The sequence below is a fragment of the Pseudomonas sp. SORT22 genome (assembly GCF_018417635.1).
Classification (GTDB): domain Bacteria; phylum Pseudomonadota; class Gammaproteobacteria; order Pseudomonadales; family Pseudomonadaceae; genus Aquipseudomonas.
Window position 1 is genome coordinate 146,621 of record NZ_CP071007.1, and the last position, 25,467, is coordinate 172,087.

24 protein-coding genes are annotated in these 25,467 nt (G+C 58.6%); 20 read left to right on the plus strand and 4 right to left on the minus strand.

Annotation, left to right across the window (positions count from 1 at the left end):
• Positions 1-143 precede the first annotated feature (143 nt).
• The gene (locus JYG36_RS00665; RefSeq protein ID WP_093377754.1) at positions 144-1,649 is read left to right on the plus strand and encodes a DUF3300 domain-containing protein; all 1,506 of its coding nucleotides are present in this window, start codon (positions 144-146) and stop codon (positions 1,647-1,649) included.
• A gap of 14 nt (positions 1,650-1,663) precedes the next feature.
• Entirely contained in the window at positions 1,664-2,554 is an 891-nt protein-coding gene (locus JYG36_RS00670; RefSeq protein ID WP_213602834.1) for a DUF2950 domain-containing protein, read from the plus strand.
• A gap of 90 nt (positions 2,555-2,644) precedes the next feature.
• Here the strand turns inward: JYG36_RS00670 and gyrB are convergent, their stop codons facing one another.
• Genes gyrB through dnaA form a run of 4 tightly spaced genes read right to left on the minus strand, consistent with a single transcriptional unit; the run spans position 2,645 to position 8,851 of the window.
• Positions 2,645-5,062 carry a DNA topoisomerase (ATP-hydrolyzing) subunit B gene (gene gyrB / locus JYG36_RS00675; RefSeq protein ID WP_045199388.1) on the minus strand — a complete coding sequence of 806 codons (2,418 nt, stop codon included), beginning with the start codon at positions 5,060-5,062 and terminating at the stop codon, positions 2,645-2,647.
• Positions 5,063-5,066: 4 nt separating this feature from the next.
• Positions 5,067-6,170, minus strand: a complete 1,104-nt coding sequence (gene recF, locus JYG36_RS00680; RefSeq protein WP_010222707.1) for a DNA replication/repair protein RecF — start codon at positions 6,168-6,170, stop codon at positions 5,067-5,069.
• 19 nt (positions 6,171-6,189) lie between these two features.
• Positions 6,190-7,293 carry a DNA polymerase III subunit beta gene (gene dnaN / locus JYG36_RS00685; protein WP_038997897.1) on the minus strand — a complete coding sequence of 368 codons (1,104 nt, stop codon included), beginning with the start codon at positions 7,291-7,293 and terminating at the stop codon, positions 6,190-6,192.
• Between the two features lie 40 nt (positions 7,294-7,333).
• Positions 7,334-8,851, minus strand: a complete 1,518-nt coding sequence (gene dnaA, locus JYG36_RS00690; protein WP_093377769.1) for a chromosomal replication initiator protein DnaA — start codon at positions 8,849-8,851, stop codon at positions 7,334-7,336.
• Between the two features lie 592 nt (positions 8,852-9,443).
• On the opposite strand from dnaA, the gene rpmH reads away from it, so the two are divergent.
• From rpmH to JYG36_RS00780, 18 genes are all read left to right on the plus strand, one after another.
• Entirely contained in the window at positions 9,444-9,578 is a 135-nt protein-coding gene (gene rpmH / locus JYG36_RS00695; RefSeq protein WP_002551315.1) for a 50S ribosomal protein L34, read from the plus strand.
• A 13-nt stretch (positions 9,579-9,591) separates the two neighbouring features.
• Positions 9,592-9,996 carry a ribonuclease P protein component gene (rnpA, locus tag JYG36_RS00700; RefSeq protein ID WP_213604342.1) on the plus strand — a complete coding sequence of 135 codons (405 nt, stop codon included), beginning with the start codon at positions 9,592-9,594 and terminating at the stop codon, positions 9,994-9,996.
• Positions 9,989-10,234 (plus strand): membrane protein insertion efficiency factor YidD, encoded by a 246-nt coding sequence (gene yidD / locus JYG36_RS00705; protein ID WP_080764817.1) that lies wholly within the window; start codon positions 9,989-9,991, stop codon positions 10,232-10,234. Before rnpA ends, yidD begins: the two co-directional genes overlap by 8 nt.
• Positions 10,235-10,236: 2 nt before the next feature.
• Positions 10,237-11,919, plus strand: a complete 1,683-nt coding sequence (gene yidC / locus JYG36_RS00710; protein WP_213602835.1) for a membrane protein insertase YidC — start codon at positions 10,237-10,239, stop codon at positions 11,917-11,919.
• A gap of 83 nt (positions 11,920-12,002) precedes the next feature.
• A complete protein-coding gene (gene mnmE, locus JYG36_RS00715) occupies positions 12,003-13,373 on the plus strand; it encodes a tRNA uridine-5-carboxymethylaminomethyl(34) synthesis GTPase MnmE (protein ID WP_093377774.1) in 1,371 nt (456 codons plus the stop codon).
• Positions 13,374-13,891: 518 nt separating this feature from the next.
• On the plus strand, positions 13,892-15,784 hold the full coding sequence (mnmG, locus tag JYG36_RS00720) for a tRNA uridine-5-carboxymethylaminomethyl(34) synthesis enzyme MnmG (protein ID WP_213602836.1): 1,893 nt from the start codon (positions 13,892-13,894) through the stop codon (positions 15,782-15,784).
• Entirely contained in the window at positions 15,781-16,425 is a 645-nt protein-coding gene (gene rsmG / locus JYG36_RS00725) for a 16S rRNA (guanine(527)-N(7))-methyltransferase RsmG (RefSeq protein ID WP_045199399.1), read from the plus strand. The genes mnmG and rsmG overlap by 4 nt, the downstream gene beginning before the upstream one ends.
• Positions 16,426-16,443: 18 nt before the next feature.
• The gene (locus JYG36_RS00730) at positions 16,444-17,235 is read left to right on the plus strand and encodes a ParA family protein (protein ID WP_010222720.1); all 792 of its coding nucleotides are present in this window, start codon (positions 16,444-16,446) and stop codon (positions 17,233-17,235) included.
• Positions 17,236-17,244: 9 nt separating this feature from the next.
• On the plus strand, positions 17,245-18,117 hold the full coding sequence (locus JYG36_RS00735) for a ParB/RepB/Spo0J family partition protein (RefSeq protein WP_045199401.1): 873 nt from the start codon (positions 17,245-17,247) through the stop codon (positions 18,115-18,117).
• Between the two features lie 149 nt (positions 18,118-18,266).
• Complete coding sequence (locus JYG36_RS00740) at positions 18,267-18,674, plus strand: F0F1 ATP synthase subunit I (RefSeq protein WP_010222722.1); 408 nt, start codon at positions 18,267-18,269, stop codon at positions 18,672-18,674.
• Positions 18,675-18,690: 16 nt separating this feature from the next.
• The gene (gene atpB, locus JYG36_RS00745) at positions 18,691-19,560 is read left to right on the plus strand and encodes a F0F1 ATP synthase subunit A (protein ID WP_045199403.1); all 870 of its coding nucleotides are present in this window, start codon (positions 18,691-18,693) and stop codon (positions 19,558-19,560) included.
• 143 nt (positions 19,561-19,703) lie between these two features.
• Positions 19,704-19,961, plus strand: a complete 258-nt coding sequence (gene atpE / locus JYG36_RS00750) for a F0F1 ATP synthase subunit C (RefSeq protein WP_003097235.1) — start codon at positions 19,704-19,706, stop codon at positions 19,959-19,961.
• 57 nt (positions 19,962-20,018) lie between these two features.
• Complete coding sequence (locus tag JYG36_RS00755; RefSeq protein ID WP_010222733.1) at positions 20,019-20,489, plus strand: F0F1 ATP synthase subunit B; 471 nt, start codon at positions 20,019-20,021, stop codon at positions 20,487-20,489.
• 12 nt (positions 20,490-20,501) lie between these two features.
• Positions 20,502-21,038: a F0F1 ATP synthase subunit delta gene (locus JYG36_RS00760; RefSeq protein WP_045199409.1), complete on the plus strand. Its 537-nt coding sequence runs from the start codon at positions 20,502-20,504 to the stop codon at positions 21,036-21,038.
• A 21-nt stretch (positions 21,039-21,059) separates the two neighbouring features.
• Positions 21,060-22,604, plus strand: a complete 1,545-nt coding sequence (atpA, locus tag JYG36_RS00765) for a F0F1 ATP synthase subunit alpha (protein ID WP_010222735.1) — start codon at positions 21,060-21,062, stop codon at positions 22,602-22,604.
• A 50-nt stretch (positions 22,605-22,654) separates the two neighbouring features.
• Complete coding sequence (gene atpG / locus JYG36_RS00770; RefSeq protein WP_045199412.1) at positions 22,655-23,515, plus strand: F0F1 ATP synthase subunit gamma; 861 nt, start codon at positions 22,655-22,657, stop codon at positions 23,513-23,515.
• 27 nt (positions 23,516-23,542) lie between these two features.
• Positions 23,543-24,919 carry a F0F1 ATP synthase subunit beta gene (gene atpD, locus JYG36_RS00775; protein ID WP_045199413.1) on the plus strand — a complete coding sequence of 459 codons (1,377 nt, stop codon included), beginning with the start codon at positions 23,543-23,545 and terminating at the stop codon, positions 24,917-24,919.
• Positions 24,920-24,963: 44 nt separating this feature from the next.
• Positions 24,964-25,383, plus strand: a complete 420-nt coding sequence (locus JYG36_RS00780) for a F0F1 ATP synthase subunit epsilon (RefSeq protein WP_045199415.1) — start codon at positions 24,964-24,966, stop codon at positions 25,381-25,383.
• The last annotated feature ends 84 nt before the right edge of the window (positions 25,384-25,467 follow it).

Below are 25,467 nucleotides of genomic sequence, written 5' to 3' on the forward strand. Positions count from 1 at the left end.
AAGACAACCAACTGCGGCTTTTTCTTCTACGCTGAAACTGCTCACCCACCGCAGAGCGTTCCATGCGTCGATTGCCGAGTCGGTAACCAGGTGCCAGGACGCCTGACGTTCCGCTCTGTCTTTTCTGCCACAGGAGCATCGTCATGTCTTCCTGCCTTCACCGGGCGATCCTGCTCAGCATCGCCATGCTCGCGCTTTCTGGTTGTTTCGAAGAGGACGCGCAACCCAAGGCCACGGCTACGGCACCCGCAGCGGCTGCACCGGCTACACCAGCCGCGCCGGCGGCGCCGAGCGAGGCGGTGTTCAGCACCGAACAGCTCGATCAAATGCTCGCACCGTTGGCGTTGTATCCGGACGCTTTACTCGCACAGGTGCTGATGGCCACCACCTATCCAGGCAATGTCGCCGACGCGGTTGCCTGGTCCAAGGCGCATCCGAACGTCAGCGGTGATGCCGCGGTCAAGCAGGTCGCCGAGCAGCCGTGGGACCCCAGCGTGCAATCCTTGGTGGCTTTCCCGCAGGTGCTGGCGACACTTGGCCAGGACCCGGTCTGGGTGCAGCGCGTCGGCGATGCCTTTCTCGCCCAGCCCGACGCGGTGATGAACTCGGTGCAGCGCCTGCGCGCCAAGGCCAAGGCTGCCGGGCACCTGGAGTCCAACGAACAGCAGACGGTTATCGTGCAACCATCAAGCGCCCCCGCAGGCGGCACGACAACGGTGGTACAAGGTGCCGCGCCAGCACAGACTATCGTTATCCAGCCTACCAACCCGCAGGTTGTATACGTACCAAGCTACAACCCCTCCGTGGTGTACGGCAGTTGGTCCTCGCCGTCCTACCCACCCGCGTATTATCCGCCGCCACCGGGGTATGCCATCGGCACGGCGTTAGCCTCCGGCCTGGCTTTTGGTGCAGGCGTCGCAATCGTCAATTCACTCTGGGGGGATTGCGACTGGGACGATCATGACGTCGATATCAACGTCAATCGCTACAACAATATCAACAACGTCAACCGCAGGCTCGATGCCAACCAGAACACCTGGCGCCATAATCCTGCGTATCGCGACGGCGTCCCGTACCGCGACCAGGCCAGTCGAGCCCAGTTCGACCGACGCTTACCCGGCAGTGCAGAGCGCACAGCCTACCGCGGTGACACCCCGGCCCGGGTCGAAGATCGCGCACGAGCCCGTGAAACCCTGGCACAGCGCGGCATCGAAGCACCGGCAACCAGCAACCTTGAAGCCCGCCAACGGGTGCAGAGTGCCGACCGCGAGCGCGCCCAACAGCGCCTGGAAAAACAGGGCATCAACCCGTCCGGCAACGCACGCGAGCGCGCTCAGGTTGCCGACCGCCAACTGAAAAATGACGGTCAGGCCCGCCAGCGAGCACAGGCGCCGCAGAACAACCGCCAGCCTCAGCAAACGGGGCGCAACCAACAAGTACGCCAGCAAGCTCGTCAGCAACATGTTAGCGCCCAGGCACCGCGCAACAATGCGTTGGCCGGTGTGCGCAACCCTTCGCAGTCACGCATCGCAAGCAATCGTGGCCAGCTCAGCCAACGCAGCGCCAGCCGACCATCTGCAGCCGCTGCGGGCCACCAGGTACAACGACCCGCGCGGATGCAATCCGGCGGTGGCGGCCGTCGCCGTTGAGAGGAGAATCAGTCATGAATGCTGCTAGCCGAATTGTGCTGATTCTGCTGCTGTGCTGGACGTCCAGCAGCTACGCTCAGGAACATTTCCCACACCCCGAAGCCGCCGGCGAAGCACTGGTGCAGGCGCTTGGTAGCGAAAAGGCCGATAGCCAACTGTTGGCGAAATTGCTTGGCAACGACTGGGAGAGTTACATCCCGACCAAGAACATCGATCGCAAAGATGTCGATGCCTTTCTCGCCCTCTACAAGGAAAAACATCAGGTTCAGTCCGACAACCCGAAGCGTGCACATCTGGTCGTCGGCGACACGCCCTGGGTGTTCCCGATTCCCATCAGACACAGTACTGACGGTTGGGCATTCGACACCAAAGCCGGCGCCGCGGAAATCCGCCTGCGCCGCATCGGACGCAACGAGCTGGCGACCATTCAATCAGTGCGCGCCTATCACGACGCGCAGATGGATTACGCCGAGGTTGATCGCAATGACGATGGGATACTCGAGTACGCGCAGAAACTCATCAGCAGCGACGGGCAGTTCGACGGTTTGTACTGGCCGCAAGAGGAGGGCGTTGAAGAAAGTCCGCTCGGACCGCTTTTTGGTGATACCGCAAAGGGCGATGATTGGCACGGCTACCACTATCGCATCCTCACTGGCCAAGGCCCTTCGGCGCCGGGCGGCGCCTATGACTACAAGATCGGTAATCACATGACCCGCGGCTTTGCCGTGATCGCCTGGCCGGCGGACTATGGCGACACGGGCGTGATGAGCTTCATGATCAGCCACGACGGCGGACTGTTCGAGAAAGACCTCGGCCGCGACAGCGCCAAGCGCGCTGCCGCGATTACCCGTTTCGACCCCGACAGCAGTTGGAGCGAAGTAAAGGACGAGGAAGAGGGGCGCTGAACCGAACAGCTCAACACAGGAAAAACAGCACAACAAAAAGCCCGCGTGAGCGGGCTTGATGATGTTGCTTTACTTTGAACCTACAGCTGATCAGAAGTCCAGGTTGGACACCGCCAGGGCGTTGCTCTCGATGAACTCACGACGTGGCTCAACGGCGTCGCCCATCAGGGTGTTGAAGATCTGATCGGCAGCGATCGCGTCTTCGATGGTCACCTTGAGCATGCGGCGCACGGTTGGGTCCATGGTGGTTTCCCACAGCTGATCCGGGTTCATCTCACCAAGACCTTTGTATCGCTGGATGGTGTGGCGCTTGGTGCTTTCGGTCATCAGCCAGTCCAGTGCTTCCTTGAACTCGGTGATGGCTTTCTTGCGCTCGCCACGTTGCACGTAGGCGCCTTCACCCAGCAGGGTGCTCAGCTGTGCACCGAGGGCGGTGACGGTGCGGTAGTCGTTACTGCCGAAGAAGTCACGGTTGAAGGTGACGTAGCTGGCCAGGCCGTGAGAGGTGATTTCCACTTCCGGCAGCCAGACATTGCGCTCTTTGTCTTCGCGCAGGCTGGCCTTGTACAGCAGGCCGGACTTCTCGCTGGTGCGCAGACGCTCTTCGAATTTGCCCAGCCACTCCTGCATGGCAGCGTGGTCGCCCAACTGCTCCAGCGATACCGCCGGCAGGTAGACGAAGTGCTCGGTCAGCTCCTGCGGGTACAGGCGCGAGAGGCGCTTGAGGGTCTTCATCACGGTGCGGAATTCGTTGACCAGACGCTCCAGCTCGACGCCGGAAACAGGTGGTGCGGATTCGTCCAGGTGCAGGCTGGCATCTTCCAGAGCCGACTGGGTCATGTACTCTTCCATGGCGTCGTCGTCTTTGATGTACTGCTCTTGCTTGCCTTTCTTGACCTTGTACAGCGGTGGCTGGGCAATGTAGATGTAGCCACGTTCGACCAGTTCCGGCAGCTGACGGAAGAAGAAAGTCAGCAGCAGGGTACGAATGTGCGAACCGTCGACGTCAGCATCGGTCATGATGATGATGTTGTGATAGCGCAGCTTGTCGATGTTGTACTCTTCGCGGCCGATACCACAGCCCAGCGCGGTGATCAGCGTGCCCACTTCCTGGGACGAGATCATCTTGTCGAAGCGTGCTTTCTCGACGTTGAGGATCTTGCCCTTGAGCGGCAGGATCGCCTGGGTCTTGCGGTTACGACCCTGCTTGGCCGAACCACCCGCGGAGTCACCCTCCACCAGGTACAGTTCGGAAAGGGCAGGGTCCTTCTCCTGGCAATCCGCCAGTTTGCCCGGCAGGCCGGCGATGTCCAGCGCACCTTTGCGGCGAGTCATTTCCCGCGCTTTACGAGCAGCTTCACGAGCACGCGCGGCGTCGATCATCTTGCCGACAACGGCCTTGGCTTCGTTCGGGTTCTCCAGCAGGAAGTCGGAGAAGTACTTGCCCATCTCCTGTTCTACGGCTGTTTTCACTTCCGAGGACACCAGCTTGTCTTTGGTCTGCGAGCTGAACTTCGGATCAGGTACCTTCACCGAGATGATCGCGGTCAGACCTTCACGGGCGTCGTCGCCGGTGGTCGAAACCTTGTTCTTCTTGGCCAGGCCTTCCTGCTCGATGTAGTTGTTCAGGTTACGGGTCAACGCCGAACGGAAACCGACCAGGTGGGTACCACCGTCGCGCTGCGGAATGTTGTTGGTGAAGCACAACAGGTTCTCGTTGAAGCTGTCGTTCCACTGCAGGGCGATTTCCACGCCCACGCCGTCTTCGCGTTGAACACTGAAGTGGAAGACCTGGTTGACCGGGGTCTTGTTGGTATTCAGGTACTCGACGAACGCACGCAGACCGCCTTCGTATTTGAAATGTTCTTCTTTACCGGAGCGCTCGTCCTTCAGCAGGATGCCGACGCCGGAGTTGAGGAAGGACAGTTCGCGAATCCGCTTGGCCAGGATGTCCCAGCTGAAGTGGATGTTCTTGAAAGTTTCAGCCGACGGCTTGAAGTGGATATGGGTACCGGTGGTTTCACTGTCGCCAACGATTTTCATCGGCGCTTGTGGAACACCGTGGACGTAAGTCTGTTCCCAGATCTTGCCACTGCGGCGAACGGTGAGGATCAACTGCTCGGAAAGGGCGTTAACCACCGACACACCTACACCGTGCAGACCGCCGGATACTTTGTAGGAGTTGTCATCGAACTTACCGCCGGCGTGGAGGACGGTCATGATGACCTCGGCAGCAGATACGCCTTCCTCTTTGTGCACGTCGACCGGAATGCCGCGACCGTTGTCGCGAACACTGATGGATTCGTCTGGGTGAATAATTACGGTGATGTCATCGCAGTGGCCGGCGAGTGCCTCGTCGATCGAGTTATCGACCACCTCGAACACCATGTGGTGCAGGCCGCTACCATCATCGGTGTCGCCAATGTACATACCGGGACGCTTGCGCACGGCATCTAGCCCTTTCAGCACTTTAATGCTGGAGGAGTCGTACGTTTGATTTTCGCTCATGCCTTCACTCCCGATGGTCGTGGGTCTGGGTGATACGGCCCTGTTCCACGTGGAACAAAGCAACTGGCGTTTCCGTCTGCCAGCCTTCCCTCAATAATTCTTGATCTACACAGGTGATAAACACCTGGCAGCGTAAGTCTTCCAACAAGCGACAAAGTGCGCGGCGGTGCTGGTCGTCGAGTTCCGACGGCAAGTCATCCACCAGATAAATACATTGGCCGCGACGCGCTTGGCTAACCAGATGGCCTTGAGCAATACGCAATGCACAGACCACCAGCTTCTGCTGGCCGCGAGACAAAATGTCAGCCGCGTTATGGGCGCCGAGTCTCAGGCGCAGGTCTGCACGTTGTGGGCCGGCCTGGGTGTGGCCCATGTGCTGATCACGTTGCAGGGAGGAGGCGAGCACTTCACTGAGTTCGCGATCCTTGTCCCAGCCACGGTAATAGCTCAGGGTCAGCCCTTCGAGCTCGACCAAATCGCTCAGGGTTTGCTCAAAGACTGGCTTCAAGGCCTTGATGTAGTTGCGACGGTATTCATCTATTTCCGCGCTGGCCAGGCACAGTTCCCGGTCCCAGGCCGCTTGCGAAACAGCGTCAAGTGTACCATGCCGCAACCATGAGTTCCGCTGCCGCAAAGCCTTCTGCAGGCGTTGCCAAGTGGCCATGAAGCGGGGTTCCACGTGGAACACCCCCCAATCGAGGAACTGCCGGCGTATTTTCGGCGCGCCTTCGAGCAGGCGAAAGCTGTCCGGATTGATCAGTTGCAGGGGCAGAATCTCTGCCAACTGGGCTGCACTGCGAGCATTCTGCCCATCGATGCGAATGGTGAACTCACCTTGCCGATCCCGCGAAATCCCCAGGTTGCTGGAACCGCCTTCACTTAACTCGACCTGGCCGAACACAGTACAAGCCAATTGCTCGTACTGAATCACCGGTGTCAGGCGGGTGCTGCGAAACGAACGGGCCAGGCCCAACAGATGAACGGCTTCCAGCACGCTGGTTTTACCGCTGCCGTTGGCGCCGTACAGGATATTGATGCGGGGGGAGGGAGAGAAGGTCACCGGGTGCAGGTTACGCACCGCGGTGACAGAAACGCGACTGAGGGACATCTAGAGTCTGCTGGACAAATTACAGACGCATCGGCATGACAACGTAAGCGGAGTCGTCGTTGTCAGCTTCCTGCAGCAGGGCGCTGCTGTTGGAGTCCGACAGGATCAGACGAACCTGCTCAGTGGTCATGACACCCAGGACGTCGAGCAAGTAGCTGACGTTAAAGCCGATTTCCAGCGAGCTACCGTTGTACTCGACGCTGATTTCTTCTTCCGCTTCTTCCTGCTCAGGGTTGTTGGCCTGGATCTTCAACTGGGCATTGGCCAGTTGCAGACGGATGCCGCGGTACTTCTCGTTGGACAGAATCGCGGTACGGCTGAAGGCCTCGCGCAGTGCCTGGCGGTCACCGACGACCAGCTTGTCACCGCCCTTGGGCAGCACGCGCTCGTAGTCCGGGAACTTGCCATCGACCAGCTTCGAGGTGAAGGTGAACTCACCAGTAGTAGCACGAATGTGATGCTGACCCAGCACGATGCTGACCATGCCATCCGGCTCAGTAAGCAGGCGCGCCAGTTCGAGGATACCTTTGCGCGGCACGATGACCTGGTGACGATCAGCCTGGCCGATATCGGCACGCATCGAGCACATGGCCAGACGGTGACCGTCGGTGGCGACAGCGCGCAGGGTGTCGGTGGACACTTCCAGCAGCATGCCGTTGAGGTAGTAGCGTACGTCCTGCTGGGCCATGGCGAAGCTGGTGCGCTCGATCAAGCGGCGCAGACGGCTTTGCTCCAGGTTGCAGGTCAGCGAGCCTGGGCCTTCTTCGACAGTCGGGAAGTCATTGGCCGGCAGGGTCGACAGGGTGAAGCGGCTACGGCCAGCCTTGACCACGAGCTTCTGCTCATCGAGCTTGATGTCGATCAGCACGTCGTTGGGCAGGCTTTTGCAGATATCCATCAGCTTGCGCGCAGGCACGGTGATTTCGCCTGGCTCGGCCGGCTCTTCCAGTTGCACGCGGCCAACCAGTTCCACTTCCAGGTCAGTACCGGTCAGCGACAATTGCTGACCCTGTACCACCAGCAGTACGTTGGACAGTACCGGCAAGGTCTGGCGGCGCTCGACGACGCCTGCGACCAGTTGCAGGGGTTTCAACAGGGCTTCGCGTTGAATGGTGAAATGCATGGTCTAGTCCCTTGCCTTTAATAAGCTGCGCTGACGTTCATCAAGTCGTCAGAGTCCGCAGCAGGTTCTTGTAGTCCTCGCGGATATCCGCGTCGGATTCCTTGAGTTCGTTGATCTTGCGGCACGCATGCAACACGGTGGTGTGATCGCGGCCGCCGAATACGTCGCCGATCTCCGGCAGGCTGTGGTTGGTCAGCTCTTTGGACAAGGCCATGGCGACCTGCCGCGGACGGGCTACCGAACGGGAACGACGTTTGGACAACAGATCGGAGATCTTGATCTTGTAGTACTCGGCAACGGTGCGCTGGATGTTATCCACACTCACCAGTTTGTCCTGCAGTGCCAGAAGATCCTTGAGCGATTCGCGAATCAGCTCGATGGTGATGTCGCGGCCCATGAAGTGTGAATGTGCAATCACCCGCTTCAGGGCGCCTTCGAGTTCACGCACGTTCGAGCGAATACGCTGGGCGATAAAGAAAGCCGCATCGTGGGGCAGGTCGACCTTGGCCTGGTCGGCCTTCTTCATCAGGATCGCTACCCGGGTTTCCAACTCCGGAGGCTCTACCGCAACGGTCAGGCCCCAGCCAAAGCGCGACTTCAGGCGCTCTTCCAGGCCTTCGATTTCCTTCGGATAACGGTCGCTGGTCAGAATGACTTGCTGGCCGCCTTCGAGCAGGGCGTTGAAGGTATGGAAAAACTCTTCCTGGGAACGCTCTTTACGGGCAAAGAACTGAATGTCATCGATCAGCAGCGCGTCGACCGAACGGTAGAAGCGCTTGAATTCGTTGATGGCATTGAGCTGCAGCGCCTTGACCATGTCGGCGACGAAACGCTCGGAGTGCAGGTACACCACCTTGGCATTCGGGTTCTTCTTGAGCAGGTGGTTACCCACAGCATGCATCAAGTGCGTTTTACCCAGGCCCACGCCGCCGTACAGGAACAGCGGGTTGTAGCCATGCTTGGGGTTGTCGGCAACCTGCCAGGCCGCGGCGCGGGCCAGCTGGTTGGACTTACCTTCGACGAAGTTCTCGAAGGTAAAGGTGCGGTTCAGGTAGCTGGTGTGCTTGAGCGCACCTTCGACCTGCACGGTGCGTTGTTCGGTGCGGCCACTTGGAGCTGGCGCGGCGTTGGCCTCGCCCATGGAATCGAAGCTGTCACGCGAAGGCGCTTGCTCGACTTCTGCCACCGGTGCCGGCGCTGCAACAGGTGCGGCGACCGGTTCGCTGACCACCGCGGTTTGGGCAGCCTGGGCCTGCGAGGCGGCGACGGCTGCAGCCAGCGGCGCATTGGGTGCGGCACGTGGTGCCGAACTGCGTCTGCTGCCTATTAATAAGGAAAGGGCAGGCGCAATACCGTTGCCGTGTTCACCCAGCAGTTCGAGCAGACGGCTCAGGTACTTTTCATTGACCCAGTCGAGAACGAAACGGTTAGGCGCATAGACGCGCAACTCGTCGCCTTCGGCTTCGACCTGTAGCGGACGGATCCAGGTGTTGAATTGCTGGGCAGGCAGTTCATCGCGCAGAAGCTCCACGCACTGCTGCCAAAGTTCCACTGACACGGATATCCCCTGAGTTGAAAGCCGGTGAGGCAAAAACAAGCGCCCATTGTACCCAGCGCCAGCGCAGTTATCCACATGCAGCTGCGTTGAGGATGGCGATAAATCAGCAGTTTAGTGACCAAAATGTCGTTTTGAGCTTGTGAATAAGCCCTGTGGATAACCGACCCTGAGGTCTTTGCACAACTGGGGGTCGAAATCGGTGGATAACCCGCCTGTGGATAACAGGCCATTTGATCCACAGCTTTTCCGAGGCTACAGCACAGTCAGAGCACCTCTTCTCGACAGAGTTTCTTTTCTCTGTACATACGATATTTAAAGGGCTGTAGCGTGTTATCCACAGAAATCTTCCACATAAGCTTTATAAGATTCACTAAAAAGCTTTAAATAAGTCCTCTCTTTTTTTCTATGTTTAAGTGATCCGTTACTCGCAACCTGTCAGCACACCCCGAGCGGTGCCTGGAACGAAGCCGATTTTCCGTCCATAAGGAAAAGCTGGTTGGAAATTGACCTACGGCCCTGCTTTCTCTAGAATCGCCGGTCTCTTAAAACGGGGGCCATTCCGGCCCGTTGTCGACGAACCAGGTAACACGCCATGAAACGTACTTTCCAACCAAGCACCATCAAGCGCGCTCGCACTCACGGTTTCCGTGCCCGTATGGCCACCAAGAACGGTCGTGCCGTTCTGTCGCGTCGCCGTGCCAAAGGCCGTAAGCGCCTGGCAGTTTGATTTTTCGGCACTGGTGGTGAGTCAGGACTTCAGTCGGGAAAAGCGTCTGCTTGTTCCCCGACACTTCAAAGCGGTCTTCGACTCCCCAACCGGCAAGGTTCCAGGGAAATGCCTGCTGATCCTTGCTCGCGAGAACGGTCTTGATCATCCCCGCCTGGGGCTTGTGATCGGGAAAAAGAGCGTCAAGCTCTCCGTTCAACGCAATCGCCTGAAACGCCTGATGCGCGATTCGTTTCGCCTGAACCAGCATTCGCTTGTTGGTTGGGATATCGTGATCGTCGCGCGCAAAGGGTTGGGCGAGATTGAAAACCCAGAATTGCACCAACATTTTGGCAAGCTCTGGAAGCGCCTTGCACGCAGTCGGCCCGCTCCAGTGGTTAACACCGACTCTGTGGGGGTAGACAGTCAAGATGCGTAAACTGGCGCTCGTTCCGATCCAGTTTTACCGCTATGCCATTAGTCCACTGATGGCCAGTCACTGTCGTTTCTACCCCAGTTGCTCCTGCTATGCGTACGAAGCCATCGAAACACATGGCCTTTTACGCGGCGGGTGGCTTACCGTTCGTCGCCTGGGGCGTTGTCATCCGTGGAATGCCGGTGGTTTTGACCCGGTTCCACCTGCCTCCTCTTCCCGTACTTCTTCGATAGCCGAGTAATCATGGATATTAAACGCACGATCCTGATCGTCGCCCTGGCAATCGTGTCCTACGTCATGGTCCTTAACTGGAACCAGGACTATGGCCAGGCTGCCCTGCCGACTCAGAATACTGCTGCCAGCAACGTTGCCCCGGCCCTGCCGGACACCGCGCAGGCCGGTAACACTGGCGCCAGCGCCGATGTACCGAGCGCCAACGCTGAATCCAGCCCAGCAGAACTTGCCCCGGTAGTGGTCAGCAAGGACCTGATTCGGGTCAAGACTGATGTCCTCGATCTGGCTATCGATCCAAACGGTGGTGATATCGCCCAGCTGACGCTGCCGAAATACCCACGCCGCCAGGATCATCCGGACATTCCGTTCCAGTTGTTCGACAACGGTGGCGAGCGTACTTACCTGGCACAGAGCGGTCTGACTGGCGCCAACGGCCCGGATGCGCGTTCGTCCGGCCGTCCGCTGTATGCCGCTGATCAGAAAAGTTTCCAACTGGCCGATGGTCAGGACCAACTGGTCGTCGACCTGAAGTTCAGCGATGCCGGCGTCAACTACATCAAGCGCTTCAGCTTCAAGCGCGGTGAGTACGACCTGACCGTCACCTACCTGATCGACAACCAGAGCGCCCAGCCCTGGACCGGTAACCTGTTCGCGCAACTCAAGCGCGACGCGAGCTCGGATCCTTCCTCGAGCACCGCAACCGGTACCGCGACTTATCTCGGTGCGGCCCTGTGGACAAGTTCGGAGCCCTACAAAAAGGTGTCGATGAAAGACATCGACAAGGGAAATCTGAAAGAAAATGTTACCGGCGGCTGGGTTGCCTGGCTGCAGCACTACTTTGTAACTGCCTGGATTCCAAACAAGTCTGACAACAACATCGTTCAGACCCGTAAAGACAGCCAGGGCAACTACATCATCGGTTTCACCGGCCCGGCACTGAACGTTGCCGCTGGTGGCAAAGGCGAAACCAGCACCATGCTGTACGCCGGTCCCAAGATCCAGGAGAAGCTCAAAGAGTTGTCCCCAGGTCTGGAACTGACCGTCGACTACGGCATCCTGTGGTTCATTTCCCAGCCAATCTTCTGGCTGCTGCAACATATCCACAGCCTGCTCGGCAACTGGGGCTGGTCGATCATCGTCCTGACCATGCTGATCAAAGGTCTGTTCTTCCCGCTGTCGGCTGCCAGCTACCGTTCGATGGCGCGCATGCGTGCCGTTGCGCCGAAACTGGCAATCCTCAAAGAGCAGCATGGCGATGACCGGCAGAAAATGTCGCAAGCCATGATGGAGCTGTACAAGAAAGAGAAGATCAACCCGCTGGGCGGCTGCCTGCCGATCCTGGTGCAGATGCCGGTCTTCCTCTCGCTGTACTGGGTTCTGCTGGAAAGCGTCGAGATGCGTCAGGCGCCGTGGATGTTCTGGATCACTGACCTGTCGATCAAGGATCCGTTCTTCATCCTGCCGATCATCATGGGCGCAACCATGTTCATCCAGCAGCAACTGAACCCGACTCCGCCGGATCCGATGCAGGCCAAGGTGATGAAGCTGATGCCAATCATCTTCACCTTCTTCTTCCTGTGGTTCCCTGCAGGTCTGGTGCTGTACTGGGTTGTGAACAACTGCCTGTCGATCGCACAGCAGTGGTACATCACCCGCAGCATCGAAAAGGCTACCAAGAAAGCCGCTGCTTGACGGGTTAGCCAGCTAACCTGTGGATAAACGCCCCCTCGTGGGGCGTTTTGCTATCTGTCGTTTTTGTCGTGAGGCCTTCGAGCATGAACACTGTGCGTGAAACCATTGCCGCCATCGCTACCGCCCAGGGACGTGGGGGTGTGGGGATCGTGCGGCTATCCGGGCCTCTGGCCAAACAAGCCGGGCTGGCCATCTGTGGAAAACCGCTAACACCGCGGCACGCCCATTACGGCCCGTTCCGCGCGGAAGATGGCCTGGTGCTGGATGAAGGCATCGCGCTGTTTTTCCCCGGGCCCAACTCTTTCACCGGTGAAGACGTGCTGGAGCTGCAGGGCCACGGCGGCCCGGTGGTGCTCGATATGCTCCTGCAGCGCTGTGTACAACTGGGTTGCCGCCTGGCGCGCCCGGGTGAATTCAGCGAGCGTGCGTTCCTCAATGACAAACTCGACCTGGCCCAGGCCGAGGCAATCGCCGACCTGATCGAAGCCAGTTCTACACAGGCGGCGCGTAATGCCTTGCGCTCGCTGCAGGGCGAATTTTCCCGTCGTGTGGATAACCTCACGGAGAAATTGATCAGCCTGCGCATCTACGTGGAAGCTGCGATCGACTTCCCCGAGGAGGAAATCGACTTTCTCGCCGACGGTCATGTACTGAGCATGCTCGATGACGTGCGCAATAATTTATCCACAGTGCAGCGTGAAGCCGGGCAGGGCGCCTTGCTGCGTGACGGCATGACAGTGGTGATTGCCGGCCGGCCGAATGCCGGCAAGTCGAGCCTGCTTAACGTACTGGCGGGTCGCGAGGCAGCGATTGTCACCGATATCGCCGGTACCACCCGCGACATCCTGCGCGAACATATCCACATCGACGGTATGCCGCTGCATGTGGTCGACACCGCCGGGTTGCGCGACACCGACGATCATGTGGAAAAGATCGGTGTGCAGCGCGCCCTCAAGGCCATCAACGAAGCCGACCGGGTGTTGCTGGTGGTGGATTCCACAGCGCCGGAAGCCAGTGATCCGTTTGCCCTGTGGCCGGAATTCCTCGATCTGCGTCCGGATCCGGCCAAGGTCACGCTGATTCGCAACAAGGCTGACCTGAGCGGCGAAGCCATTGCCATGGAGCAGAGCGAAGATGGCCACGTCACCATTACCCTCAGTGCCAAGGACAGCGACATGGGCCTGGAGCTGCTGCGCGAGCACCTGAAGGCCTGCATGGGTTATGAACAGACTGCCGAAAGCAGCTTCAGCGCCCGCAGGCGCCATCTGGAGGCATTGCGCCAGGCTAGCGCGCACCTGGAGCACGGTCGTGCGCAGTTGACCCTGGCCGGTGCGGGTGAGCTGCTGGCAGAGGATCTACGCCAGGCACAACAGGCCTTGGGTGAAATTACCGGGGCTTTCAGCTCCGATGACTTGCTCGGGCGAATCTTCTCCAGCTTCTGCATCGGCAAGTAAAGGTCGTTATCCACAGCCGGGTCTGCAACGGACCCGGCTGCAGCATCAAATTTTCACCAATCCTCTCTCCTGGTCAGTACAGCCACAGTGCTCGCGCTGTACTCACTCCTGCGTGTCTATCCACAATTCTCTGAAATAAGCCCTGTGGAAAACCCACCTTCAGCTCCGTTGATAACTGGCCTTCAAAGCTGGAGATAACTGCGCTTGTGGGTAACTGGCCATTTAATCCACAGGCTTAAAGCGCTTATCCAGAACGCTCATGTCCGGTAGACCACAGGGTTTTGAATCTCTGTACATAAGATAAATAAAGGCCTGTAGAACCTTATCCACAGAAAGGTGGCTGACTAAGAATAAACATAAAAACAAAGCTTTAATAAATTTCTCTCTTTTAATTTCTATTGCACGCCATTCATCCACAGCCTGGTTAAATTTTGTGCAAAAGGTTCCTTTAGAGGGGGGTAAGTCCCTATACTTGTGCGTTATCCCTATCTATTCCCGAAACAGGCACGAGGTGCGTGGTGGATTTCCCTTCCCGTTTTGAAGTGATCGTCATCGGCGGCGGCCATGCCGGTACCGAGGCTGCGCTTGCGTCTGCACGCATGGGTGTAAAAACCCTGCTGCTGACCCACAACGTGGAAACCCTCGGTCATATGAGTTGCAACCCAGCCATCGGTGGCATCGGCAAGAGCCACCTGGTCAAGGAAATCGATGCGCTCGGCGGTGCCATGGCACTGGCCACTGACAAGAGCGGTATCCAGTTCCGTGTGTTGAACAACCGCAAAGGCCCGGCCGTGCGCGCTACTCGCGCCCAGGCCGACCGCGCCATCTACAAATCGGTGGTGCGCGAGATTCTCGAGAACCAGCCCAACCTGTGGATATTCCAGCAGTCGTGCGACGACCTGATTGTCGAGCAGGACCAGGTACGCGGCGTCGTGACACAAATGGGTCTGCGTTTTCTCGCCGACTCCGTGGTATTGACCACCGGCACCTTCCTTGGCGGACTTATCCACATCGGTTTGCAGAATTACTCCGGTGGCCGTGCCGGCGATCCACCCTCGATTGCCCTGGCGCGCCGCCTGCGGGAATTGCCGCTGCGTGTTGGCCGGCTGAAAACCGGCACGCCGCCACGCATCGATGGTCGCTCGGTGGATTTCTCGGTCATGACCGAGCAACCGGGGGATACGCCGATTCCGGTGATGTCGTTCATGGGCTCCAAGGAACAGCACCCGCGTCAGGTCAGCTGCTGGATTACCCATACCAACGCCCGTACCCACGAGATCATTGCCTCGAACCTCGATCGTTCGCCGATGTACTCCGGCGTCATCGAAGGCATCGGCCCGCGCTATTGCCCGTCGATCGAAGACAAGATCCACCGCTTTGCCGACAAGGAAAGCCACCAGGTGTTCATCGAGCCGGAAGGCCTGAACACCCACGAGCTGTACCCGAACGGGATATCCACATCCTTGCCGTTCGATGTGCAGTTGCAGATCGTGCGTTCGATCCGCGGCATGGAAAACGCCCACATCGTGCGCCCGGGCTATGCCATCGAGTACGACTACTTCGATCCGCGTGATCTCAAGTACAGCCTGGAAACCAAGGTCATCGGCGGCCTGTTCTTTGCTGGCCAGATCAACGGCACCACCGGTTACGAAGAAGCCGGCGCCCAGGGTTTGCTTGCCGGGACCAACGCCGCGTTGCGCGCCCAGGGCCGTGAAAGCTGGTGCCCGCGTCGCGACGAGGCGTATATCGGTGTGCTGGTCGACGACCTGATTACCCTGGGTACCCAGGAGCCCTACCGTATGTTCACTTCGCGGGCCGAGTACCGGCTGATCCTGCGCGAAGACAACGCCGACCTGCGCCTGACCGAAAAAGGCCGCGAGCTGGGCTTGGTCGATGACGCGCGCTGGGCCGCATTCAGCGCCAAGCGCGAAGGCATTGCCCTGGAAGAGCAGCGCCTGAAGTCCACCTGGGTACGCCCAGACACCGCGCAAGGCCAGGCAATTGCCGAAAAATTTGGCACGCCGTTGAGCCATGAATACAACCTGCTCAACCTGCTGACCCGTCCGGAAATCGATTACGCCGGGCTGATGGAAGTCACCGGCGGCTCGGATATCGACCAGCAAGTCGCCGAACAGGTCGAGATCAAAACCAAATACGCCGGCTACATCGACCGGCAACAGGAAGAAATCGCCCGGCTGCGCGCCAGCGAAGACACCCGCCTGCCCGACGATATCGACTACAGCGGTATTTCCGGGTTGTCCAAGGAAATCCAGGGCAAGCTCGGCCAGACCCGGCCCGAGACCCTGGGCCAGGCTTCGCGTATCCCCGGCGTGACCCCGGCGGCGATTTCCCTGTTGCTGATTCATCTGAAAAAACGCGGCGCAGGCCGCGAGTTGGAGCAAAGCGCTTGAGTTCTCAGGTCACCCCTCAACACGCCGAAGAGTTGTCCACAGGCGCCCGCCAGCTCGGTGTCGAGCTGAGCGAGGCCCAGCATGCACAACTGCTGGCCTACCTGGCCTTGCTGATCAAGTGGAACAAGGCCTACAACCTGACCGCCGTGCGCAATCCGGACGAAATGGTGTCCCGCCATCTGCTCGACAGCCTCAGCGTCATGCCGTTTATCCACAGCGAGCGCTGGCTGGATGTCGGCAGCGGCGGTGGCATGCCGGGCATTCCATTGGCTATCCTGCATCCGCACAAGCAAGTCACGGTGCTCGACAGCAACGGCAAGAAAACCCGCTTCCTGACCCAGGTAAAGCTGGAGCTCAAACTGGATAACCTCACAGTTATCCACAAGCGGGTCGAGGAGTTCCAACCGGAGCTGCCTTTCACCGGAATTGTTTCCCGTGCTTTCAGCAGCATGGAGAACTTCACCAACTGGACGCGCCACCTCGGCGACGCCCAGACGCAGTGGCTGGCAATGAAAGGGCTGCATCCTGCCGATGAGCTGGTAGCATTGCCGGCAGATTTCAGAGTGGATAGCGAGCAGGCCTTGACCGTTCCGGGTTGCCAAGGCCAACGCCATCTGCTGATACTGCGCCGCACGGCATGATTGGGAACACAAGCAAGAATGGCTAAGGTATTCGCTATCGCGAACCAGAAAGGTGGTGTGGGCAAAACCACCACCTGTATCAATCTCGCAGCATCGCTGGTGGCAACCAAGCGCCGCGTGCTGCTGATCGATCTCGATCCACAGGGCAACGCCACCATGGGTAGCGGTGTGGATAAACACGTCCTGGAACATTCGGTCTATGACCTGTTGATCGGCGAATGCGACCTGGCCCAGGCCATGCACTTCTCCGAGCACGGCGGCTATCAACTGCTGCCGGCCAACCGCGACCTGACCGCTGCCGAAGTGGTTCTGCTGGAAATGCAGATGAAGGAGAGCCGCCTGCGCACCGCGCTGGCGCCGATCCGCGAGAATTACGACTACATCCTGATCGACTGCCCGCCGTCGCTGTCGATGCTGACCCTCAACGCCCTGGTCGCTGCCGATGGCGTGATCATTCCGATGCAATGTGAATACTTTGCCCTGGAAGGCTTGAGCGACCTTGTGGATAACATCAAGCGGATCGGCGAGCGTCTGAACCCGCAGCTCAAGGTCGAAGGCCTGCTGCGGACCATGTACGACCCGCGCCTGAGCCTGATCAACGATGTGTCCGCGCAGCTCAAGGAACACTTCGGCGACCAGCTGTACGACACCGTGATTCCACGCAACATCCGCCTGGCCGAGGCTCCGAGCTTCGGCATGCCGGCCCTGGCCTACGACAAGCAATCGCGTGGCGCCCTGGCGTACCTGGCCCTGGCCGGGGAACTGGTTCGTCGCCAACGTCGTCAAACCCGCACTGCACAGACAACGTAAGGAATCCGCATGGCCGTTAAGAAACGGGGTCTCGGACGTGGGTTGGATGCACTGCTCAGTGGTCCGACCGTCAGCGCGCTCGAAGAGCAGGCTGTCCAGGTCGACCAAAAGGAACTGCAACACCTGCCGCTCGACCTGATCCAGCGCGGCAAGTACCAGCCGCGCCGGGACATGGACCCGCAGGCACTGGAAGAACTCGCCCACTCGATCAAGAGCCAGGGCGTGATGCAGCCGATCGTGGTGCGCCCGATCGCCGACAACAAATTCGAGATCATCGCCGGTGAACGCCGCTGGCGCGCGAGCCAGCAGGCCGGCATGGACACCATCCCGGCCATGGTCCGCGATGTGCCCGATGAAGCGGCCATCGCCATGGCCCTGATCGAGAACATCCAGCGCGAAGACCTCAACCCGGTGGAAGAGGCCATTGCCCTGCAGCGCCTGCAGCAGGAGTTCCAGCTGACCCAGCAACAGGTCGCCGATGCCGTGGGCAAGTCGCGGGTTACTGTGGCCAACTTGCTGCGCCTGATCTCGTTGCCGGAAGTGATCAAGACCATGCTGTCCCACGGCGACCTGGAGATGGGTCACGCCCGGGCATTGCTCGGATTGCCGGATGAACAGCAGGTCGACGGGGCGCGTCACGTTGTCGCACGCGGCCTGACCGTACGCCAGACCGAAGCACTGGTTCGCCAGTGGCTCAACGGCAAGCCTGAGGCTGCAGAACCTGCCAAGCCGGACCCGGACATCACCCGCCTTGAACAGCGTCTGGCAGAGCGTCTGGGCTCGGCCGTACAGATTCGCCACGGCAACAAGGGCAAGGGCCAGTTAGTTATCCGTTACAACTCACTAGATGAGTTGCAAGGTGTCCTTGCTCACATCCGCTGAAACAATTCCTTTTGTAGCGCGCAGTCGGAAATCACTACCCGGCAGTTGAATAGGGGTTAAACCGCCCCTATACTCTGCGCGCATTTTGTCGGCACAAATTATGCCAAGTCATAGCTGACTGGTTGGTCGACTTTCGAGGAGCAGTTGTGATGGAAACCCGCACGCCAAACCGCTTGCCTTTCCATCGCTGGGCGGTTTTTCCGGTACTGTTGGCTCAATGTGTCGTGTTTCTGCTGGCAACTTTGGCGTTGTGGCAGTGGCACGGGGCGGTCAGTGGATATTCGGCACTCTGCGGAGGGCTGATTGCCTGGCTGCCGAATGTGTATTTCGCCTGGAAGGCTTTTCGGTATACCGGAGCCAGGGCAGCGCAGGCCATCGTCAAGTCGTTCTACGCTGGCGAGGCAGGCAAATTGATTTTGACGGCAGTGCTTTTTGCACTGACGTTTGCAGGAGTGAAGCCATTGGCGCCGTTAGCAGTCTTCGGTGTCTTTCTGCTGACCCAGTTGGTCAGCTGGTTCGCGCCCCTGCTGATGAATATAAGACTTTCGAGACCTTAGGGCGTTTGAGGCAACCATGGCAGCAGAAACCGCTTCGGGCTATATCCAGCACCACTTGCAGAACCTGACCTTCGGTCAACTACCAGACGGCGGTTGGGGCTTTGCCCATTCCGCAGCAGAAGCCAAGGCAATGGGCTTCTGGGCTTTCCACCTGGACACCCTGGGTTGGTCGGTCGCACTGGGTCTGCTGTTCGTATTCCTGTTCCGCATGGCAGCCAAGAAGGCGACTTCCGGCCAGCCTGGCGGCCTGCAGAACTTCGTAGAAGTGCTGGTTGAGTTCGTCGACGGCAGCGTCAAGGACAGCTTCCACGGCCGCAGCCCGGTGATCGCCCCACTGGCGCTGACCATTTTCGTCTGGGTCTTCCTGATGAACGCCGTCGACCTGATCCCGGTCGACTGGATTCCACAGCTGGCCATCCTGATCTCCGGTGATCCGCACATTCCGTTCCGTGCCGTTTCGACCACCGACCCGAACGCGACCCTGGCCATGGCCTTCAGCGTGTTCGCCCTGATCATTTTCTACAGCATCAAGGTCAAGGGCATCGGCGGCTTCCTCGGCGAACTGACCCTGCACCCGTTCGGCAGCAAGAACATCTTCGTTCAGATCCTGCTGATTCCGGTCAACTTCCTGCTCGAATTCGTCACCCTGATTGCCAAGCCAATCTCGCTGGCCCTGCGTCTGTTCGGCAACATGTATGCCGGCGAGCTGGTGTTCATCCTGATTGCCGTGATGTTCGGCAGCGGCCTGCTCTGGCTCAGCGGCCTGGGCGTGGTGCTGCAGTGGGCGTGGGCTGTGTTCCACATCCTGATCATCACCCTGCAAGCGTTCATCTTCATGATGCTTACCATCGTCTACCTGTCGATGGCTCACGAAGATAACCATTAAGACCGCCTGGCGTGTCTGATGACCCTTCCGCCAGCACGGGGGAGGGTCGAAAAAGTCCGCAAGGGCAGCTGTACCAAACGATTTTGTTTTACCGCTTCAAACTAAAAAACCTAACCAATACGACGTAAAAGTCGGGAGGAAAGATGGAAACTGTAGTTGGTCTTACCGCTATCGCTGTTGCTCTGCTGATCGGCCTGGGTGCTCTGGGTACCGCCATTGGTTTCGGCCTGCTGGGCGGCAAGTTCCTGGAAGGCGCTGCTCGTCAGCCAGAGATGGTTCCAATGCTGCAAGTTAAAATGTTCATCGTTGCCGGTCTGCTCGACGCCGTAACCATGATCGGTGTTGGTATCGCTCTGTTCTTCACCTTCGCTAATCCCTTCGTTGGTCAAATCGCCGGCTAATCACTCGAATTCTCGAGTGGTTTGGTGTGATGGACAAAGAACGAGCGAGGTGTTGGCGTGAACATTAATGCAACCCTGATTGGTCAGTCCGTTGCGTTCTTCATTTTTGTGCTGTTCTGCATGAAGTTCGTGTGGCCTCCGGTCATCGCGGCATTGCAAGAACGTCAGAAGAAGATCGCGGATGGACTGGACGCTGCCAACCGAGCAGCTCGCGACCTGGAGTTGGCCCAAGACAAAGCGGGTCAGCAACTGCGCGAAGCGAAAGCTCAGGCAGCCGAAATCATTGAGCAAGCCAAGAAGCGCGGTGCTCAGATCGTCGAGGAAGCCCGTGATCAGGCCCGCGTCGAAGCTGACCGTGTGAAGGCTCAGGCTCAGGCCGAGATCGAACAGGAAATTAACGGTGTCAAAGACGCCCTGCGTGCCCAAGTGGGTCTGCTGGCTGTCGGCGGTGCTGAAAAGATCCTTGGCGCCACAATCGATCAAAACGCGCATGCGGAGCTGGTTAATAAACTGGCCGCTGAAATTTAAGCGAGGGCGATCATGGCAGAACTGACCACGTTGGCCCGACCTTACGCTAAGGCGGCCTTTGAGCACGCCCAGGCCCATCAGCAACTGGCCAATTGGTCAGCCATGCTCGGCCTGGCTGCTGCAGTGTCGGAAGACGACACGATGCAGCGCCTGCTCAAGGCCCCGCGACTGACGAGCGCAGAAAAGGCCGCCACGTTTATTGACGTGTGCGGTGACAAGTTCGATGCACAGGCACAGAATTTCATTCATGTTGCCGCGGAAAACGACCGTCTCCTGCTGTTGCCGGAGATTTCGGCTTTGTTCGACCTGTACAAGGCTGAACAAGAGAAATCCGTGGACGTGGAAGTCACTAGTGCTTTTGCGTTGGACCAAGAACAGCAAGACAAACTCGCCAAGGTTCTCAGTGCACGGCTCAGCCGGGAAGTGCGCCTGCATGCGACGGAGGACGCCTCCCTTATCGGTGGTGTCGTGATCCGCGCCGGCGACCTGGTAATCGATGGCTCGGTTCGCGGCAAAATCGCGAAACTGGCCGAAGCATTGAAATCTTGAGTTTGAAGGGGCAGCAGAGCAATGCAGCAACTCAATCCTTCCGAAATTAGTGAAATCATCAAGGGTCGCATCGAGAAACTCGACGTGACCTCCCAAGCCCGCAACGAGGGTACCGTCGTCAGCGTTTCTGACGGTATCGTGCGGATTCACGGTCTGGCCGACGTCATGTACGGCGAAATGATCGAGTTTCCAGGTGGCGTGTTCGGTATGGCCCTCAACCTGGAGCAAGACTCCGTTGGTGCGGTAATCCTGGGCGCCTACGACACCCTCGCTGAAGGCATGAGCGCCAAGTGCACCGGCCGCATCCTCGAAGTTCCAGTTGGTAAGGAACTGCTGGGTCGCGTTGTTGACGCACTGGGCAACCCAATCGACGGCAAAGGCCCACTGGGCAACACCGAGACCGACGCGGTCGAGAAAGTTGCTCCGGGCGTGATCTGGCGTAAGTCGGTAGACCAGCCTGTACAGACTGGCTACAAATCCGTCGACGCCATGATCCCGGTCGGCCGTGGCCAGCGCGAGCTGATCATCGGTGACCGTCAGATCGGTAAGACCGCCATGGCGATCGACGCCATCATCAACCAGAAAGACTCCGGTATTTTCTGTGTTTATGTTGCTGTCGGCCAGAAGCGTTCCACCGTTGCCAACATCGTTCGCAAGCTGGAAGAAAACGGCGCCCTGGCCAACACCATCGTGGTGGTTGCCAGTGCTTCGGAATCCGCCGCACTGCAATTCCTGGCGCCATACGCCGGTTGCACCATGGGCGAGTTCTTCCGTGACCGCGGTGAAGACGCGCTGATCGTATACGATGACCTGTCCAAGCAGGCCGTTGCCTACCGTCAGATCTCCCTGCTGCTGCGCCGTCCACCAGGACGTGAAGCGTACCCAGGTGACGTGTTCTATCTCCACTCCCGTCTGCTGGAGCGTGCATCGCGCGTTTCCGAAGAGTACGTCGAGAAGTTCACCAACGGTGCTGTAACTGGCAAGACCGGTTCCCTGACCGCACTGCCGATCATCGAAACCCAGGCTGGCGACGTTTCCGCGTTCGTTCCGACCAACGTGATTTCCATCACCGACGGTCAGATCTTCCTGGAATCGGCCATGTTCAACTCGGGCATCCGCCCTGCAGTGAACGCCGGTGTTTCGGTATCCCGTGTGGGTGGTGCCGCTCAGACCAAGATCATCAAGAAGCTCTCCGGTGGTATCCGTACCGCTCTGGCTCAGTACCGTGAACTGGCGGCATTCGCCCAGTTCGCTTCTGACCTGGACGAAGCCACCCGTAAGCAACTCGAACACGGTCAACGTGTTACCGAGCTGATGAAGCAGAAGCAATACGCTCCAATGTCCATCGCGGACATGGCGCTGTCGCTGTATGCCGCTGAGCGTGGGTTCCTGACCGACGTTGAAATCGCCAAGATCGGTAGCTTCGAACAAGCACTGATCGCTTACTTCAACCGTGATCACGCCGAACTGATGGCGAAGATCAACGTGAAGGGTGACTTCAACGACGAAATCGACGCTGGCATCAAAGCCGGTATCGAGAAGTTCAAGGCCACCCAAACCTGGTAAGCCGCAGCGGGGGCTTTGCGGCCCCCGCTTGCTAACCTGATAGGTGTTACATGGCAGGCGCAAAAGAGATTCGCAGTAAGATTGCGAGCATCAAAAGCACGCAAAAAATTACCAGCGCCATGGAAAAAGTGGCGGTCAGTAAAATGCGCAAGGCACAAATGCGCATGGCTGCTAGCCGTCCTTACGCGGAGCGTATCCGCCAGGTTATCGGTCATCTGGCCAACGCCAACCCGGAATACCGCCACCCCTTCATGATCGAACGCGAAGTAAAGCGCGTCGGTTATGTCGTCGTGAGCAGTGACCGTGGTCTGTGCGGTGGCTTGAACACCAACCTGTTCAAGGCCCTGGTCAAGGACATGGCGGTCAACCGCGAGCAAGGTATCGAGATCGATCTTTGCGTGGTTGGCAGCAAGGGTGCGGCGTTTTTCCGCAGCTTCGGCGGTAACGTCGTTGCAGCGATCAGCCACCTGGGCGAAGAGCCGTCGATCAATGATCTGATCGGCAGCGTCAAGGTCATGCTGGACGCTTACCTGGATGGTCGTATCGATCGTCTGTCCGTGGTATCGAACAAGTTCGTCAATACCATGACGCAAACCCCAACGGTCGAGCAGTTGATTCCGTTGGTTGCAACCCCGGATCAAGAACTCAAGCACCACTGGGACTACCTCTACGAACCTGACGCCAAAGAGCTGCTGGACGGCCTGATGGTGCGTTACGTGGAGTCGCAGGTCTACCAGGCGGTGGTCGAGAACAACGCAGCTGAACAAGCTGCCCGGATGATCGCGATGAAGAACGCCACCGACAACGCCGGTGACCTGATCAGCGAATTGCAGCTGATCTACAACAAGGCGCGTCAGGCTGCGATCACCCAAGAGATCTCGGAAATCGTCGGCGGCGCTGCCGCGGTTTAACGGTTCAAATATTCAGAGGATCCAGCTATGAGTAGCGGACGTATCGTTCAAATCATCGGCGCCGTCATCGACGTGGAATTCCCACGTGACGCCGTGCCGAGTGTTTACAACGCGCTGAAAGTAGTAGGCGCGGAAACCACCCTGGAAGTTCAGCAGCAGCTGGGCGACGGCGTGGTTCGTACCATTGCGATGGGCTCGACCGAAGGCTTGAAGCGCGGTCTGGACGTTACAGACACCGGCGCAGCCATCTCCGTACCAGTCGGTAAAGCGACCCTGGGCCGGATCATGGACGTACTGGGTAACCCGATCGACGAAGCTGGCCCGATTGGTGAAGAAGAGCGCTGGGGTATCCACCGCGACGCTCCTTCGTTCGCTGACCAGGCAGGCGGCAACGACCTGCTGGAAACCGGCATCAAGGTTATCGACCTGGTTTGCCCGTTCGCCAAGGGTGGTAAAGTCGGTCTGTTCGGTGGTGCCGGTGTAGGCAAAACCGTAAACATGATGGAACTGATCCGTAACATCGCCATCGAGCACAGCGGTTATTCCGTGTTCGCCGGTGTGGGTGAGCGTACTCGTGAGGGTAACGACTTCTACCACGAGATGAAGGACTCCAACGTTCTCGACAAGGTAGCGCTGGTCTACGGTCAGATGAACGAGCCACCAGGAAACCGTCTGCGCGTAGCGCTGACCGGCCTGACCATGGCTGAGAAGTTCCGTGACGAAGGTAACGACGTTCTGCTGTTCGTCGACAACATCTATCGTTACACCCTGGCCGGTACCGAAGTATCCGCACTGCTGGGCCGTATGCCTTCGGCAGTAGGTTACCAGCCGACCCTGGCTGAAGAGATGGGCGTTCTGCAAGAGCGTATCACTTCGACCAAGGAAGGTTCGATCACCTCGATCCAGGCCGTATACGTACCTGCGGACGACCTGACCGACCCGTCGCCAGCGACCACCTTCGCCCACTTGGACGCTACCGTCGTACTGTCCCGTGACATCGCCTCCCTGGGTATCTACCCAGCGGTCGATCCACTGGACTCGACTTCGCGCCAGCTGGACCCGAACGTGATCGGCAACGAGCACTACGACACCGCTCGTGGCGTTCAGTATGTTCTGCAGCGCTACAAAGAGCTGAAGGACATCATCGCCATCCTCGGTATGGACGAACTGTCCGAAGCCGACAAGCAGCTGGTATCGCGCGCTCGTAAGATCCAGCGCTTCCTGTCCCAGCCGTTCTTCGTGGCCGAAGTCTTCACCGGTTCTCCAGGCAAATACGTTTCCCTGAAAGACACCATTGCAGGCTTCAGCGGCATCCTCAAAGGTGACTACGACCACCTGCCAGAACAAGCGTTCTACATGGTCGGCAGCATCGAAGAAGCCGTCGAGAAAGCCAAGAAACTGTAATCCCGGCGCCCCGCAAGGGGCGCTAATCAGGTTGAGGCAAGCAGATGGCTATGACAGTCCATTGCGATATCGTCAGCGCGGAAGGGGAAATTTTCTCCGGTCTGGTCGAGATGGTGATTGCGCACGGCAACCTGGGTGATCTTGGTATCGCTCCAGGCCACGCCCCGCTGATCACTAATCTGAAGCCAGGTCCGATCACGCTGACCAAGCAGGGTGGCGCCCAAGAGGTGTTCTACATCTCTGGTGGTTTCCTCGAGGTTCAGCCGAACATGGTCAAGGTGCTTGCCGATACCGTGCAACGTGCCAGCGACCTGGATGAAGCTCAGGCTCAGGAAGCCCTCAAGGCTGCCGAGAACGCCCTGAACGAAAAAGGCGCGGAGTTCGACTACGGCGCCGCTGCCGCACGTCTGGCCGAGGCCGCAGCCCAGCTGCGTACCGTCCAGCAAATTCGCAAAATGAAGTAACCGGCACTCGCCGATCACTTTCTGTTGCGATTGAGTTAAAGGGTAGCCTCGGCTACCCTTTTTCTTTTTCCGAATTTCTTCTTC

Excerpts from the sequence above, each read along its gene's own strand:
- JYG36_RS00665 (WP_093377754.1), top strand. The coding sequence starts at position 144 with ATGTCTTCCTGCCTTCACCGGGCGATCCTGCTCAGCATCGCCATGCTC.
- JYG36_RS00670 (WP_213602834.1), top strand. The coding sequence starts at position 1,664 with ATGAATGCTGCTAGCCGAATTGTGCTGATTCTGCTGCTGTGCTGGACG.
- gyrB (WP_045199388.1), bottom strand. The coding sequence starts at position 5,062 with ATGAGCGAAAATCAAACGTACGACTCCTCCAGCATTAAAGTGCTGAAA.
- recF (WP_010222707.1), bottom strand. The coding sequence starts at position 6,170 with ATGTCCCTCAGTCGCGTTTCTGTCACCGCGGTGCGTAACCTGCACCCG.
- dnaN (WP_038997897.1), bottom strand. The coding sequence starts at position 7,293 with ATGCATTTCACCATTCAACGCGAAGCCCTGTTGAAACCCCTGCAACTG.
- rpmH (WP_002551315.1), top strand. The coding sequence starts at position 9,444 with ATGAAACGTACTTTCCAACCAAGCACCATCAAGCGCGCTCGCACTCAC.
- yidD (WP_080764817.1), top strand. The coding sequence starts at position 9,989 with ATGCGTAAACTGGCGCTCGTTCCGATCCAGTTTTACCGCTATGCCATT.
- yidC (WP_213602835.1), top strand. The coding sequence starts at position 10,237 with ATGGATATTAAACGCACGATCCTGATCGTCGCCCTGGCAATCGTGTCC.
- mnmE (WP_093377774.1), top strand. The coding sequence starts at position 12,003 with ATGAACACTGTGCGTGAAACCATTGCCGCCATCGCTACCGCCCAGGGA.
- JYG36_RS00730 (WP_010222720.1), top strand. The coding sequence starts at position 16,444 with ATGGCTAAGGTATTCGCTATCGCGAACCAGAAAGGTGGTGTGGGCAAA.
- JYG36_RS00735 (WP_045199401.1), top strand. The coding sequence starts at position 17,245 with ATGGCCGTTAAGAAACGGGGTCTCGGACGTGGGTTGGATGCACTGCTC.
- JYG36_RS00740 (WP_010222722.1), top strand. The coding sequence starts at position 18,267 with ATGGAAACCCGCACGCCAAACCGCTTGCCTTTCCATCGCTGGGCGGTT.
- atpB (WP_045199403.1), top strand. The coding sequence starts at position 18,691 with ATGGCAGCAGAAACCGCTTCGGGCTATATCCAGCACCACTTGCAGAAC.
- atpE (WP_003097235.1), top strand. The coding sequence starts at position 19,704 with ATGGAAACTGTAGTTGGTCTTACCGCTATCGCTGTTGCTCTGCTGATC.
- JYG36_RS00760 (WP_045199409.1), top strand. The coding sequence starts at position 20,502 with ATGGCAGAACTGACCACGTTGGCCCGACCTTACGCTAAGGCGGCCTTT.
- atpA (WP_010222735.1), top strand. The coding sequence starts at position 21,060 with ATGCAGCAACTCAATCCTTCCGAAATTAGTGAAATCATCAAGGGTCGC.
- atpG (WP_045199412.1), top strand. The coding sequence starts at position 22,655 with ATGGCAGGCGCAAAAGAGATTCGCAGTAAGATTGCGAGCATCAAAAGC.
- atpD (WP_045199413.1), top strand. The coding sequence starts at position 23,543 with ATGAGTAGCGGACGTATCGTTCAAATCATCGGCGCCGTCATCGACGTG.
- JYG36_RS00780 (WP_045199415.1), top strand. The coding sequence starts at position 24,964 with ATGGCTATGACAGTCCATTGCGATATCGTCAGCGCGGAAGGGGAAATT.